A 14,770-nucleotide genomic window follows, 5' to 3' on the forward strand; every position below is an offset into this window, starting at 1 on the left:
CCTTCTATGTAAGCTGCTCCCTACATTATAGCTTATGGTGAAGCGTTATCATAGGGTTTGTGACAAAAAAATGAACGAGAATACAATCATTCTTATGAAATATCTGGTATTTAATATCTTTTGTCATAGACCATGCAATAAAAAGGTTTGTCTCCTGTAGGTGTGCGGCGTTCATACGTATCTGTAATCGTAAATCCACATTTTTGATAAGTTCGAATGGCGCGTTGGTTCCAGGTCAGGACTTCCAGATCTATCTCACGATCAGGATAACGATTCAACGCTGTCTGGACGATGGCATCTACGAATAGTTTGCCTAAACCATGGCCGCATAGATCGGGGCGCATCCCAACTCCTAAACGGACGACTCCTTCCATCGGGAACAACTGTGCGAATCCGCACAAAACCTCATTTTCATTTAATATGGAGATATATTGTTCCTCCCGGAGCTGCGGATCACCAAACTCGATGCCAAGAGCCTGCATCTGCTCCCACGGCATCCAGCCATAAATATTATATGGGGGCGTATAGCTCCACTTACAAATAGCTTCTCCGTGAATTGCCTCCATAGGAACAACATGAAAAGTTACCGAGGGATTTATCATAAGGTCAACGATCTCCTTTCACGAGGACATTGCTATATTACTAATTATATACAAAATGGGGGAGGTTCGACTCAGAAACTTTATATGAGGGGAATGTTTTACAAATTATGAGAGGGGTAAATAAGTAATAAGACAAAAAAACAAGCTCTCCTCCAAGAGTACCTTGGAAAAGAGCCTATGTACGTTATTTATTGCACATCATCATTGTCTTCCGATTCAGCAGCAACCGATTGGTAAGCGTCTGTGCTCATAATGCGCTTGGCACCAACGTAGCGTTTCACGTAGTAGCTATCACTCAGAGAGCTAATCGTAACACCGCGTGAGGTAGAAGCGTGTGCGAACTTACCTTCACCGACATAAATGCCGACATGGGAGACACCTTTGCCACTTGTATTGAAGAATACAAGATCTCCGGCTCTTATATCATCACGGGAGATTGCTGTGCCCATTTGATATTGGGAACCTGATTGGTGTGGAAGGTTAATGCCAATCTTATCAAACACATACATTGTAAATCCGGAGCAATCAAATCCGTTAGTGGATATACCGCCGGATACGTATTTAGTACCGATGGCCTTGTCAATCACTTTATCCATTTTGGAATCTGCGAAAGCGCTTCCTGCTCCGATGGTGAGGATGATGGAAAAGCTTAGTACTGCTGCTGCTAACTTCTTCTTCAAAAGTGTATACCCCTTCCAAATGCCTACGAGGTTAGCTTAAGGGTTCGGTTGAAGGTCCCCTATGACCCCTCTATATAATGGAGGTCAATTCACCCAAAGTTGGTTCCCCCGTTTTCCTAATAGTTAGGAAACTCGGCTCATACTGTTGATTAGGATTAGCTTGTAATCAATACATGACAAAACCTTTGTAAATAACAACTTAATGATTACAAAAATGTTACTAAAATCTCACTGCGCTAATTGTAACAAACAGAAAGCCGCTTGGCAATCGTTTTTAACATATTAATGCAGAAAAATTGGCATTTTTACGGTAGAAAGGCATATGTAAGCGTTAATAATGACCTAATTTTTAATATAATTGCAATTTTTATCAAATAAACGTGTTTCAATTGGGCTCTAATAGTGTAAAAATATATTATGGAATAAAGAAAAACCCGAATTTGATTACGGGCATAATCAGATTCAGGTTCATATAGTTGTAATTGTGAGGTTATAGTTGTGAGGAAGGTTTCAATCGAAGGCTACAGCTTGATAAGCTGAAGTACTCATTACTCTTTTAGCGCCAACATAACGATTGGCCCAGTAGGCCTGACTGAGTGAAGTGATGGTCACTCCACGCGAAGAGGACGATTGTGCGAATTTTCCGTTTCCAACATAAATGCCGACATGGGATACTCCATTGCCAAGTGTGTTAAAGAACACTAGATCACCAGAACGCAGATTGCTTTTGGATACAGCAGTTCCAACGCTATATTGAGCTTTTGATGTACGAGGTAAAGTAAGACCCACATTCTTGAATACATACTTTGTAAATCCAGAGCAATCAAATCCGGCAGTGCTTGTACCTCCGGTTTTATAGGCAACTCCAATAGTCTTTGAGATTACAGAGTCCATTTTAGAGTCGGCAAAGGCGCTTCCTCCACCAATAGATAATGCCATTACAAGTCCTAGCGCCGCAGCGACGCATTTTTTTCTTAAATTATGTCTTTTCAAAAGATGTACTCCTTCCAAGGCCTGCGAGGTTAGCTTAAGGGTTCGGTAGAAGATTCCCTATGATCCCTGTAAAGCGAGATCAATTCACCCAAAATATGGTTCCCCCACTTCCCGGTGCAAAGGAATTAGGCGTGTTAAGCACCAGAGAATGACGTTTCGACAGTTACACTTACGATAAATACATTTAGTTATGTAGGAATCGTTTCAATTGATTACAAAATTGTTACTAATAGCACAGGACTTATTGTAACAGAGCTTTTACGATTTTGCAAATACTCTTAAGTTATCCGTAATGAGAAAAAGTCCCAGCTCCTGAATACAGGAATTGGGACCTTTTTATTATGTCAAATAAGGTTGATTTATTGTGGAAATGCTTTGCTACGCCATAGATGATATTGTGCAGAGATTCCCCACATTTTTAAGAGCGTAGAAGGTAGTGGTGAGATTTGCCGTATTATAAGTGCCGGTAGGCCGGGACAGAACAGACCCGTCAGTCCGCACACTAGCAGTAAGAGCAGGCCTCCCGCCCCAAGTACAATGGAAACACCTATAGCAGGAATCAGTGACCGCAAGCAGATGATCAGTGAGGAGAACATTCCTGTACCGCCGGTGTAACCAAACTGCATATATAGAAGAAACAGGCGCACGATAAAAATATATATAAGCCATGCCAATACGTATGGTACTAAATGAAGTAACAAAGCGTAGTTAAACAAAGAGGATAAGAACAGCCCGTACATTTTTGGAGCAAGCCAGTAAAGCGGCAGCAGGGTCAGCACCCATTCGATTAGGCTAAAGACTAAGACAGGTAGTCCATAGATCTTCATGCCAGGGAAAAAGAACAGTCCACGCTCGCCCTTTCGCTCCTGGTGGAGCTCATGCAGCAATCCTGCCCTTATGAAAGGGGAAAGCAGAAGTCGCAAGACAACAAGCGCCAGAAGCATCCATAACCAAGTGCGTATCGCAGGGTCCGTATTCAAGCTGAACTGTCCCTCGATATAATACAACAGTCTGCCCATACCGCTGCCTCCGGCGTCTTTATCCGGATAGCGCAGTAGAATTGGAATAATAGCAGATCGGATGAAACCATACATAAAGTAGCCCCAGATCAGTCGGTAGATGAAGAGCAGAATTAAAATATAAAATTGCTCCTTCATGCTTTGCCAGCCGCGGGTTATCGATGTTCTCACAATCATTCACCTCACCAGACAAGAGTTCCGAGCACGGTTTCAAGTAGTTTAGTTACACTTAATGTCCAGCGAGAGAGCGTCTTGGGCTCTATTTCCGCCAGCCTAAAGTTGTTTAGATGTTTGCTCTCCAATAAGATGGAATGTTCAGGGTCAATCTCAGCAGAGAGAAGAGGCTTATCGCTTAACAATTGAAACGTAGTCTCTGCTCCTTCACCGTTCCAGACCCGCTGCACCGAAGAGCTGTCGGCGAATGTGAATTTCACGGGAACATCAACGTAATGGCTCCCTTTGTTTGAAATCTTCACTAATGATTCGTAGCTTGGAGCATCGCCGCTGTTATTTTTTTTAAAAGTAATCGTATCTACTGAGAAGTCAGGCGCTCCATCACCATAAATGTAATCATCGAAATAGGCCTGCCATGATTTTTTGGTTACCTTCTCAACGACTTTCTGAAAATCTGACGTAGCAGGATGCTGGAAACGGAACTTACGAGCGTAGGAGGACATGATGTTGTTCATTGCTTTGGTACCTACCTGGCGTTCGATATCTTTAAGTACAAGCTTGCCGCGGATATAAACATTTCGGCTATAGGAATCCGCCCCTGCATATTTCCACGTTTCCAGATTTAACGGCTCAGGTATAGTCACCAGGCTGGCCTGTAAAGGCAAATTAGACTTGATACCGTATTCTTGCTCCATAAGTCTGTCTTCGGCATAGGAAGTGAAGCTTTCATCCAGCCAGGCTTCCTCGAATTCATTACTGGCTACCATACCGTAGAAGTATTGATGGCCGATTTCATGAATGACGGTTCTTTCAAGTGAGGTATCTGGAGAAGAATCCGCGGCCCCAAAGGCTGTAATAAGGGTAGGGTATTCCATTCCTCCAGCACCGTTGCCCTCCTTAGGTGGGACGACAATAGACAGCGTAGAGTAGGGATAAGGACCATACCATTTGCTGAAGTAGGTCAGGGCAGCCTTGGCAGCCTGAAGGTAACGCTCTTTTAAATCTTTGTGTAGTGGGTCGAGATACACCTTAATTCGTACTCCAGGCACCTCCGGCGTAGAGAAGGCTTCCTCAGCTACTGTAAAATCAGGGGAAGCGGCCCAAGCGAAATCGTGGACATCATCGGCGTAGAACTGATATATTTTCTGATCTTGTTTGAGCTTGGCATTTTTTACAGGAAATCCGGTCGCAGCCACCGTATAGTTGGAAGGGACGGCAATCGTTACATTAAAGATGCCAAAATCACTGTAAAACTCAGAGGTTCCGTGATACTGATGCAGGTCCCAGCCTTCTTCTTTAACTCCGCGTGTGCCCCTCGGCTCGTATACACTAAGCTTAGGGAACCATTGCCCAGCCATAACGAAGTTGCCTGAAGCACCCATGCGTGCAAAGATTTTGGGCAGCTGGACTTCATACTGAAGCTTAAGTGTTACACTTTCCCCACCATTAACAGGCTGAGGAAGATGTACCTTTAGGAGCGTCCTATCGTTGATATTGCCGTCATCAGGTTGGACATATTGCACTCTTTGCATTAGCGAAGTTCCTTCTGTCGTGCGCAGATCGGTCAGCGTCATATTTCCGAAGCCATTCTCAGGCATACTGTCGCCTCTGAGCGTCCCCCCGGATTCCTTCATAAAGGTGGTATCTGATGAGGCAAATGCATTTGGATACATGTGAAAATATAAATCACTTACTGGCTTTACTCCGGGGTGTGTCCAGGTTACTGTCTCAGAAGCTTTTAAGGTTTCTGTGTCAGGAACAAGCTGGACATCAATGTGATACTCGACTACCCGCTGGCTTAAAGCCTCCTCTGCCGGGACGGGCGCGCTCTCAGGCAATACCTGCTGTGGTACGGCTGCAGGCGCTGTGCCGCTGGAGGACTTGGCCTCTTTTGAAGCAAAGCTAGTAACAGAAGCTGTAGAGCTATCCCCTGAAAAGGCCCATATTCCTCCTCCCAGCAGCGCGAGGATGGCCAGGGTCGCAAAGATGATGTACTTTAATGATAGTGACTTCATAGTGTGATTCCTCCCGTGACAAGCATCTACGGGATGTATATGTTTGCAATCGCCGCATTATTAGCTAAAATTAAATTATTCGTAAGAGGAAGGGTGTGCACTCGTGGACAACATACAACCGGAGGGCAAGAAACAGATTGCCTTAAATATTGTGAACGCTAAAAGTAAACATAAAGGCTTTGGAGCAGGCTCTATAGATCTCAACAACGTTTCACCTGTCATTATTGATGGTGATGTGGCGGTTATTGATATCGGTGCCATGCATGCCAAGAGCAAAGTGGAAAAAGGAATTAAATTTTCCATGAATCGTGAAGACGTACCGAATGGAAGACAGGTTTGGGTGGTATGGGTAGCGGTAGACCGTACATTGGAAGCTCAATTTTATGGTGGAATCACAGCCTGTGAAATGTGGATTGATACAGAAGCGCGCCGCGGATGGAAAATTCTTGCCGAGCATGTCAATAAGCTGGATGCAGCTCTTAAACGCAAGATCGATGTGGCAGGGCTTGGAGTCATTGAGAAGTCGGCTCTCAAATCCCTTCTGATCTCTCATAATGAAGCATGGTGGAATGCATCCTCAGATGAGCTTAAAGCTGCACTGACTGAATAGTATAGGAGCCTCCAGAAGGGTTATCCGATATAGAAAAAGCTTCGACCTCCGGAAATAGGAGCGTCGAAGCTTTTTTAATTTATGATTTGCTTGTGCTGCTAAGCTTGCGTTTGAGCTGACTCACTCTCGCTTGGCTAATACCGAGGATTTCTGCAAGCTCTTTTTGGTTGGCATAGGGATGATCTTCAATAGCTTGTTCCAGGCGTTGGCACATTTCCTCTGTCTTTGACTTTCGGATACTGGTGTTTTGCTCCGATGCCTCAACAACAAAATCTTCACGTGACTCTGGCAATTGAGACATGCGTTCAGGATCGACAATTTCTTTTAGACAGTTGCTACAAATAAACTGCTCTTTATAGTAGGTGACATGGTCGTGGCTTCTGCAAAATGTACACTCTGTCGAGGTGTACTTCCTAAGGACGATGATTTTTTCGTCTAAAACAAAAAATTCGATAGGATCACCAATGTCGATATTACGCGTCATACGGATTTCTGCGGGAACCACAATTCTCCCAAGACTGTCTAAACTCCGGATCATGCCTGTATCCTTCATCCCATGTCCCTCATTTACATCATTATATTTTGGTTTCTAATAACTATTATAGCAGTAATTGAGAGTTAAGAGAATGGGGTAAGCATAATAAATAAAACGGTTACATCCCTTATGTGATAAGTGATATTTGAATTTGGAAATCCTGTTGTTACTACAATATATAACTTATAAAAAAAGAAAAACCCCTTCAATATAAATGAAGGAGCTAATTCAACCACCAGCGTTTAATGTTCTTCCACAGGGAACGATTCTCTTCAGCAGGATCTACCTTGCTTTGTGTGTCATCGACAGCAGGAGCGGAGCCAGTTCCATGCAGTTCGCAGTATTCGGTGGGCTCAGTTCCACTAATAAAAGTTTCCAGTTCTTTGTCGGGACATGCTGCTGTAGCAAGTTTGCCGGATTGCGGATTGACGTATACGCTGACTATTCCATCTGGAATAGGGAAAATTTTTGGAGGGACATTTTCCAGCGCTTTTTCAGTAAATTGGGCGAAAATGGGGGCTGCACGCCGTCCGTCGGTAGTTGCGATGTCGCGCCCCTTGTCGTAACCAACCCAGACTGCAGTTGATAGCTCCGGGGTGAAACCTACCATCCAGCCATCTGTATCCGTGGTGCCGGTCTTGCCGGCTACCGGACGTTTGATTATGGAAGCCACACGATTACCCGTCCCCCCAGTCTCGAATACTCCCTCCATTAAACGAGTCAGTACATAGGCAGCTGAAGGTTCTACGACGGTTACTCCTTTGGGTTGAGGTGCTTCATACAGGACCATGCCATTTGAATCGGTTATTTTTAGAATGGCTGTGATCGGCATTTTCTGACCGCCGTTTCCAATTACAGCGAAAGCTGCAGCCATTTCAAGCGGACTGATCGGTGAAGTGCCTAGTGCCAGTGAAGGTACGCTTTGAAGTGGACTGTCAATGCCCATCTTCGCAGCCATCTCGCTTACTTTATCCGCGCCGATCTTCATAATTGTATTAACAGCATAGATATTGTCGGATGCTGCGATAGCTTGCCGCATATTAATTTCACCCAGATACTTATCCCCAAAGTTTCGGGGCTGATACGTTTTGCGGTTGTTATCATAATGAAACATCGTTGGCTGACTATTAAAGACCGAAAGTCCTGTCATCTCTTTGGATGAGAGTGCGGCCAAATACATAATCGGCTTAAAGGAAGAACCCGGCTGGCGTGTGGTGGCCAAAGCATGATTGTACTGGTTGGTACGATAATTTTTTCCGCCGACCATTGCTTTGATGTAACCGGTGCGAGGATCGATGGATACAAGTGCAGTATCCAGATCACTAGTTTGATCCATCTCTTTGTCAACGGCATTTTCTGCGGCATGCTGCATGTCAGGGTCAAGGGTGGTATAGACATTTAATCCGCCTTGCTCCAGCTCATCATTACTGATGTGGAGAGACTCTATGGCCAAATTGCGGATATAATCCCGGAAATAAGGCGCAGCTACAAGCGTATCCTTTTGTCCTTGCGGCTTGAAGTTTAAGTTCTCCTGGACGGCTTGTCCCGCTTCTTCCTGAGTGATATTGCCTAAATTGGCCATGACGGTCAGGATGATTCTCTGGCGCTTTTTAGCATTGTCCATGTGGTTGTAAGGTGAATAATAGGTAGGTCCCTTTGGAATTCCAGCCAGCATGGTACTCTCTGCCAGGTCTAAATCCGCTGCAGATTTACCAAAATACATCCGTGAGGCTGCTTCAATGCCGTAAGCACCGTGGCCATAGTAGATATTATTTAAATACATGTTCAGGATTTCATCTTTGCTGTATTTCATCTCCAGCTGCATCGTATAGACAGCTTCTTTAGCCTTGCGCGTCCATGTTTTTTCATGGGATAGGTAGAGGTTACGTGCGAGCTGCTGAGTTAGCGTACTAGCACCCTGCGACCGGTTTCCCTCTTCCAGATTGACTAGAACAGCTCGCGCCATCCCCTTCAGATCAAATCCGGAATGTTCATAAAATTTACGATCCTCGACTGCTAGTGTAGCTTCAATGAGCAGGGGAGAAATTTGACTTAATTTGACGGGTTCGCGGCTGCGGCCGTCTGAGGTAAAGGTGGCAAGAACATTGCCCCGGGAGTCAAACAGCTTGGAGCGCACATCATCGCTAATCGGTGGAAGATCTTTTTGATATAGATAACCGAGCAGAGCTCCGGTGGTTAATACAAATAATATGATCAAGGCTGCCAGCAGCCGAAATAAACGCCGGAAGCGGCTTTTTCGTTTCGGTGGATTCGTTGATTCGCGTGTCATGGCACCAGACTCCTTTCTCTCATATTATGGGGAAGGATCTGGAAGGATATTCATTAGGGATATGGAGGGTAACAAATTGTTTCTATTTTGTGATTGTTTAAGGTAGATAGGCCATCATCTCTGGCGGTATAACAGAGTAGGGATTGTAAGTAAGGGTATATACATATTAGGAGGTGTCATCATGAAATGGACGAAAAAGATTCATAAGACGACAATAACCGCCCTCTCGGCGACGCTTATTATGGTATCAGGCTGGAGTGCACCAGTAACTTCTGTACATGCTGCGGCTGCACCAGCACCAGCGACTTGCGGCACAGGAGATCACGGCTTGCTACAGGCCCTGCAAAACAAGCACTCAGGTGATATATCCACACCGCTTAGCTTTTCTGATGTTCAGTTTTTGAAAGGGAATACCGGACGGGCAGCAGGTAATGGATTTATGATTGGTACCTCTGACGGAGGCTGCCATTTTCAAGAGATCTATCAAGGCCAATGGAGCTTCAAACAATTCGATTTTCCCGATAATGTACATGGCTTTGCGCTTGCTTCTGTAGAGGAGGGGCAGGCTCAATATTTAATCGGTACCTCTAACGGTGGCTCGGAGTGGAAGAGACTTTCGAACAAAGCCGTCAGCTTTGAAAGAATAAATTTTATCGATAGTAAGAAAGGTTTTGCTTATGAGAGAGCCGCAACGTATCACACCAAAGACGGGGGGCTGAGCTGGAGTAAGATTTCCACCCCACCCAATACAAGAGGTGCTTATTTTAGTGACCGGAATACCGGCTGGGCGGTTGTAATCGTGCCGGGAAGCGGGTATCGGGTAATGAAGACCACAGATGGAGGGGCAACTTGGAGCCTTTCACTTAAGGCGGCTTTTGCCGAGCCCGAGTTTGGACAAATCTCCGCTAAGGGAGATCAGGTCGCTGTAGTGCTCTATGGCGGTACGGGGATGAGTCAGACCTCCTACTCGCTGTATGAAAGTGCGAACAGGGGGAAAAGTTGGAATCGTGTGATCGCTCAGGAAACTGCGGGCGGCGGACCTGCGCCAGGAAGTGGCAAGGCTGAATTCAATAAAGGGCCAGCTGCTGGCAAACCTGGGAACCTGCAGCTTGTGGGAAACAGCACCTCCTTTTTAGTGGGGTTTTCCCCAGCAGCAGAGAAAGTGGCGGTTGGACGCTCTTATAACGGCGGTAAGCAATGGACTAATCTTCCGGCGCTCGCTGGTTATGAGGGGGTAATCTCCTTCACTAGTAATAAAGAGGGCTGGCTCGCCATCCGTGAGCTTGATTACTCTTCCTTGTATGTGACCAAAGACGGCGGAGCTTCATGGGAACGCAGGTTTTCTTTGAAAGTGATGACCCAATAATTCTTTACAGTGCAAGAATATAAGTTCCGATGTATTGTGAAAATCGCAAATAGACAGCAGAGCAGCGATTCTCCGGATACTTGGAGAATCGCTGCTCTGTATTTTTGTCGTTGGTATCTTTGCTTGCTTCAATAGTACCCTTATCAGTGCCCTAATCAGATCCCTCATCCTCGGAGGGTTACGGACCCAGATGACGTTATTTGCAAATTTTCGGCCTTTGGGATAGAGTTTCGGACTCCAGTAACACTATTCTCTAGAAAGAGGTTCACATGGGTTGTTTTTTAGGCTAATAGCGACTATGAAGTCCGTTATCGCACCAAATATGGAATCATACTGCGCATAGGGTCATTTATGTCCGATAGGTGCTTGGTAAGTGCAAATATTATCGAAGTAAATGATATACATAGAGAATGGACGTTCAAAGTGTGCTTTTAATCATCAATATGGTAATATTTTATGTGCTTATGAAGATATGCTTGATTCTGTATTGAAATGCTTCTTTGAACTGGATTATAGTGTACAATGGGAAAGCGAAATAGGCCTTTGATTAATATAAAAATGTTTAAGCTTTGCCATTAGACGTTTTTCTTATGCAGAATGCAGAGGCTTGCAGAATGGAGGAACGTGTGATGCCTGAAATACAGTCTGACAAATATGATGTCTCTATTACGCTCGTGAGCCTTCAAGATGGTCAGCGAAATGTTATGGAAGCGAATGGAGAAGTAACATCCAAAGGACCGCATCTATATATTCAATATGAAGAATTAGAGCAGGGTCCTCGCGGGGAGGAAGTTTCTGTTCGTACAACGATAAAGATTGCAGGTAATCAACTGAAGCTAATCCGCCATGGCGGGATTCAGTCAGAGCAGAGCTTTGAAGCTGGACGGCGTCTGCCAGGATTCTACCGCTCGCCATATACGCAGTTCAATCTTTCTACGGAAACGAACAAGCTGGAAGTTGTGCGCGAAGGGCGCTCTTTAACGGTTGCCTGGGAATATGATTTGTACGTTTACGAGGAATTGACAGGAAAGTTCGCTATTAGTTTGCATATACAGGAGGAACCGAAATTATGACACATAGTAAGAATCCGTTAGAGCTTGTAAATGAACGGGTAAAAGAAGCCATCGCCGATGCGATTGTGAATGCTGGGCTGGTTGCACCGGAAGAGGTTCCGGATATTGTACTGGAAGTACCAAGAGATAAGGCGCACGGTGATTTGGCTACGAACGCTGCTATGCAGCTGACCAAAATTGCTAAACGTAATCCACGCCAGATTGCTGAAGCTATTATTGAGCATTTGGATACGAGCAGAGCTTCTATTGAGAAAGCGGAAATTGCAGGACCAGGCTTTATTAACTTTACCCTGTCTAAGAACTACTTGTACCCAATCATCAGCCTTGTTGCTGAGCAGGGGGATGACTATGGCCGTATTAATCTGGGTCAAGGTCAGAAGGTTGAAATGGAGTTCGTCAGTGCCAATCCAACAGGTAGCCTACATTTAGGGCATGCCCGTGGTGCTGCTGTCGGTGATGCGCTGTGTAATGTGCTTGATTATGCAGGTTATGAGGTGACCCGGGAATATTATATTAATGATGCCGGTAACCAAGTGGCTAATCTGTGTAAATCCATTGAAACCAGATACCTGCAGGAGCTGGGTCAAGAGGCAGAAATGCCGGAAGATGGTTACCATGGTGAGGATATTAAGGGTTTTGCGAAGGAGCTTGTGGCAGAAAAGGGCGATACCTTGCTCGAGATGAGCCCTAGTGAGCGTGCTGCTTTTTTCCGGACCTATGGACTTAATAAAGAGTTGGATAAAATCAAACGTGATCTAGGTCTTTTCCGTGTAAACTTCGATATCTGGTTCAGTGAAACCTCGCTGTATGAGAACGGAGAAGTACTGCGCTCGCTGGACGAGCTCCGTGATCGTGGAGAAGTGTACGAGCAAGATGGGGCAACCTGGCTGCAAACGACAAAATACGGCGATGATAAAGACCGTGTCTTGATCAAAAATGATGGCACATATACCTACCTTACCCCGGATATTGCTTATCACAGCGATAAGTATGGCCGCGGTTACGATAAAATGATTAACATTTGGGGCGCTGATCACCATGGTTATATTCCGCGGATGAAGGCGGCAATGTCAGCCCTTGGCAATGATCCTGAGAAGCTAGTGGTTCTGATTGCTCAGATGGTCAGCCTGTTCCAGAATGGTGAAAAGGTCAAAATGTCCAAACGTACCGGCAAAGCGGTTACGATGGAAGATTTGATGGAGGAAGTAGGAATCGATGCGATTCGTTATTTCTTCACCATGCGCAGCATGGATTCTCATCTTGATTTCGATATGGATTTGGCGATCTCTACTTCTAATGAAAATCCTGTATTCTATGTTCAATATGCGCATGCCCGTATTTGCAGTATTTTCCGTCAGGCAGAGGAGCAAGGGATTTCTATCCCTGATTACGCTGAAATTGACTTCTCCAAGCTGACAGCAGTGCATGAATATGACCTGCTGCGAAAAATTGGTGAGCTCCCGGCAGAAATCGCTGTTGCGGCTGAAGGTTATGCTCCACATCGCCTCATCCGTTATGTATATGAGCTGGCTGCGATGTTCCACAGTTATTACAAAGCTGAACGTGTAATTACTGAGGATGCTGCTCAAACCGTGGCGCGTCTTGCATTGCTTGGCGCAACGCGTACTACTATTGCCAATGTACTGCGTCTTGTCGGAGTTTCTGCACCGGATCGCATGTAAATCAACAGCAAACGACAAAAAATCCGCCTTCCGGTTTCCTGGGGGCGGATTTTTCTTTGCTGCCGTTCTTCGCACCGGCATCAGCTGCGCTCACGTCAGAGTGACCCACCCGGTGCCCGGGCGGGGTCTACACGTTCGCGGAGACCGAACGCTTCGCCCTTACTCCTGCTCTCAGCAGTCGCAGGGCATCGGCAGAGCCGCCGCCTAGGGATGCGCGGCGTTGCCCCTTGCGTAGCCGCACCGGGGACGCGGTGCGGCGCAAGAGCAGCTTCAGCTCCCTTGGCGTGAGGCCCGGTCGCAGTGCGAGCAGCAGTGCGGCGGCTCCCGTGACATGCGAGGTCGCCATGGAGGTGCCGCTCATTTCTTTGTAGCCCTCCTTCAGCCAGCAGGAGGGCACGCCTTCGCCGGGCGCGTATACATCGATATATGAACCGCGATTGCTGAAGCCGGCAACCCGGTGTCTTTTATCGATGGCGCCCACGGCTATCGTCTCGGGATAACGTGCGGGATAGTCCCCGCCACGTTTGCCGTCATTCCCAGAGGAGGCAATGACGGCGATTCCGGCCCGATATGCTTTTATAACCACATTGTGGAGCGCCTTGCTTCTAGTCTTCATTCCAAAGCTCATATTAATGACGTCGATTCGGTTCTGCACACACCAATCAATACCTAGCACAATATCGGACACATATGCTGATCCACTATGATCAAAGGCCTTGACTGGATATAGCAGCGCTCGCGGCGCCACTCCCATCATTCCGCGATTTCCCCCTGCTGCCGCTAAGGTTCCGGCGATATGAGTTCCGTGCCCGTTATCATCCAGCGGCAGCATCCCGCGGTGTAGTAGGTTGACTCCAGAGGCTAATGAATGCTTCAGATCGGGATGACGGTAATCCGCGCCGGTGTCAATGACGCCGATTTTGACGTGAACTCCGGTTGATTTAGACCATGCCTGAGGAGCATGAATCGCTTTCACCCCCCAAGGGAGGGCGGCGATTCCGCTCTTTTCGTTAGCTATAGAATGAATTTGAATCTGCAGATCGTCTTCGACGTTTAGAAGGTCTGCAAATCGGTTCATCAGCTTTCCGGCGGCAGCGGGCACGAAGAAGGCCCGAATCAGCGGAGATGCCTGTACTTGACGCAGCTCGGGCTGCTTTGCTTTTAGAGCCTTCCATTGGGAGAAAGCTCCGGCATACTGGCGGGGATCGTTGAAGGTAAGAATACGCCGCTCACCATTTTTTGGGGCAACCGATATTTCTTCAAGAAGCATGTTCCAAAATTTGTAATAGTCCATAGGTTTCGCTGTCCCCCCTCGGTGCCCTGCTGCCATATTGTATGAGCGGAGGGAGGGGTCCGAATGGGAACTTGCCCTTTTTTAAGGAAATGGGCTGCCCAGCGTGTCAAAAGACGGCGCTTTACATAAAATAAACAGAAGAGATTAAAACTCTCTTTGTAACATCCCGTAAGGAGCCGATCCTTGGCGTGGATACAGTCATGCGCGGAGGTCTTCCTCCGCCTTTTTAAATCCCATTTCTAAAAACTTTGGGTGCGGCGACCCTTGCTACAATTACATATCAACTCTTCTTGATGAAGACAGGTTTCCTGTATGGATAATAAGCAGGAGGCTTTTTCTGTTGGGCGGTTCTTGCATTTGACTTGCATTTTGTTGTTAAATAGGTTTTACTTAGTTTTGTTAATGGATATTATTGAAATAAACCGTAATGTGAACAA

Annotated in this window: 12 protein-coding genes and 2 riboswitches; of the genes, 4 read left to right on the forward strand and 8 right to left on the reverse strand. The window is 46.1% G+C overall.

Going from position 1 to position 14,770, the window contains the following annotated elements; translation table 11 throughout:
• Positions 1 to 110: 110 nt before the first annotated feature.
• The 5 genes from MKX34_RS00535 to MKX34_RS00555 form a co-directional block, all read right to left on the reverse strand.
• The gene (locus MKX34_RS00535) at positions 111 to 602 is read right to left on the reverse strand and encodes a GNAT family N-acetyltransferase (RefSeq protein WP_076297121.1); all 492 of its coding nucleotides are present in this window, start codon (positions 600 to 602) and stop codon (positions 111 to 113) included.
• Between the two features lie 188 nt (positions 603 to 790).
• Entirely contained in the window at positions 791 to 1,243 is a 453-nt protein-coding gene (locus MKX34_RS00540) for a C40 family peptidase (protein ID WP_232061490.1), read from the reverse strand.
• Between the two features lie 44 nt (positions 1,244 to 1,287).
• Positions 1,288 to 1,430, reverse strand: a riboswitch (cyclic di-AMP (ydaO/yuaA leader).
• 362 nt (positions 1,431 to 1,792) lie between these two features.
• Positions 1,793 to 2,221: a C40 family peptidase gene (locus MKX34_RS00545; protein ID WP_052097401.1), complete on the reverse strand. Its 429-nt coding sequence runs from the start codon at positions 2,219 to 2,221 to the stop codon at positions 1,793 to 1,795.
• Positions 2,222 to 2,278: 57 nt separating this feature from the next.
• Positions 2,279 to 2,417: riboswitch (cyclic di-AMP (ydaO/yuaA leader) on the reverse strand.
• 217 nt (positions 2,418 to 2,634) lie between these two features.
• Positions 2,635 to 3,465 (reverse strand): hypothetical protein, encoded by an 831-nt coding sequence (locus MKX34_RS00550; RefSeq protein ID WP_076179687.1) that lies wholly within the window; start codon positions 3,463 to 3,465, stop codon positions 2,635 to 2,637.
• Between the two features lie 11 nt (positions 3,466 to 3,476).
• Positions 3,477 to 5,483 carry a M1 family metallopeptidase gene (locus MKX34_RS00555; RefSeq protein WP_076297122.1) on the reverse strand — a complete coding sequence of 669 codons (2,007 nt, stop codon included), beginning with the start codon at positions 5,481 to 5,483 and terminating at the stop codon, positions 3,477 to 3,479.
• 103 nt (positions 5,484 to 5,586) lie between these two features.
• On the opposite strand from MKX34_RS00555, the gene MKX34_RS00560 reads away from it, so the two are divergent.
• A complete protein-coding gene (locus MKX34_RS00560; RefSeq protein WP_076297123.1) occupies positions 5,587 to 6,093 on the forward strand; it encodes a YwhD family protein in 507 nt (168 codons plus the stop codon).
• A 79-nt stretch (positions 6,094 to 6,172) separates the two neighbouring features.
• Here the strand turns inward: MKX34_RS00560 and MKX34_RS00565 are convergent, their stop codons facing one another.
• Positions 6,173 to 6,646: an AbrB/MazE/SpoVT family DNA-binding domain-containing protein gene (locus tag MKX34_RS00565; protein ID WP_076100082.1), complete on the reverse strand. Its 474-nt coding sequence runs from the start codon at positions 6,644 to 6,646 to the stop codon at positions 6,173 to 6,175.
• Positions 6,647 to 6,851: 205 nt separating this feature from the next.
• Complete coding sequence (locus tag MKX34_RS00570; RefSeq protein ID WP_076297124.1) at positions 6,852 to 8,918, reverse strand: PBP1A family penicillin-binding protein; 2,067 nt, start codon at positions 8,916 to 8,918, stop codon at positions 6,852 to 6,854.
• A 181-nt stretch (positions 8,919 to 9,099) separates the two neighbouring features.
• Between MKX34_RS00570 and MKX34_RS00575 the strand changes: the two genes are divergently transcribed.
• The 3 genes from MKX34_RS00575 (at position 9,100) to argS (ending at position 13,039) form a co-directional block, all read left to right on the forward strand.
• Positions 9,100 to 10,284 (forward strand): sialidase family protein, encoded by a 1,185-nt coding sequence (locus tag MKX34_RS00575; RefSeq protein ID WP_076297125.1) that lies wholly within the window; start codon positions 9,100 to 9,102, stop codon positions 10,282 to 10,284.
• A gap of 629 nt (positions 10,285 to 10,913) precedes the next feature.
• Positions 10,914 to 11,357, forward strand: coding sequence for a DUF1934 domain-containing protein (locus MKX34_RS00580; protein WP_036679946.1), 444 nt, complete (start codon positions 10,914 to 10,916; stop codon positions 11,355 to 11,357).
• A complete protein-coding gene (argS, locus tag MKX34_RS00585; RefSeq protein WP_036679944.1) occupies positions 11,354 to 13,039 on the forward strand; it encodes an arginine--tRNA ligase in 1,686 nt (561 codons plus the stop codon). Before MKX34_RS00580 ends, argS begins: the two co-directional genes overlap by 4 nt.
• A 127-nt stretch (positions 13,040 to 13,166) precedes the next feature.
• Here the strand turns inward: argS and MKX34_RS00590 are convergent, their stop codons facing one another.
• Positions 13,167 to 14,333: a S8 family peptidase gene (locus tag MKX34_RS00590; RefSeq protein ID WP_076297126.1), complete on the reverse strand. Its 1,167-nt coding sequence runs from the start codon at positions 14,331 to 14,333 to the stop codon at positions 13,167 to 13,169.
• Between the last annotated feature and the right edge of the window lie 437 nt (positions 14,334 to 14,770).

Source organism: Paenibacillus sp. FSL R5-0636 (assembly GCF_037974255.1).
Lineage (GTDB): Bacteria > Bacillota > Bacilli > Paenibacillales > Paenibacillaceae > Paenibacillus_AQ > Paenibacillus_AQ odorifer.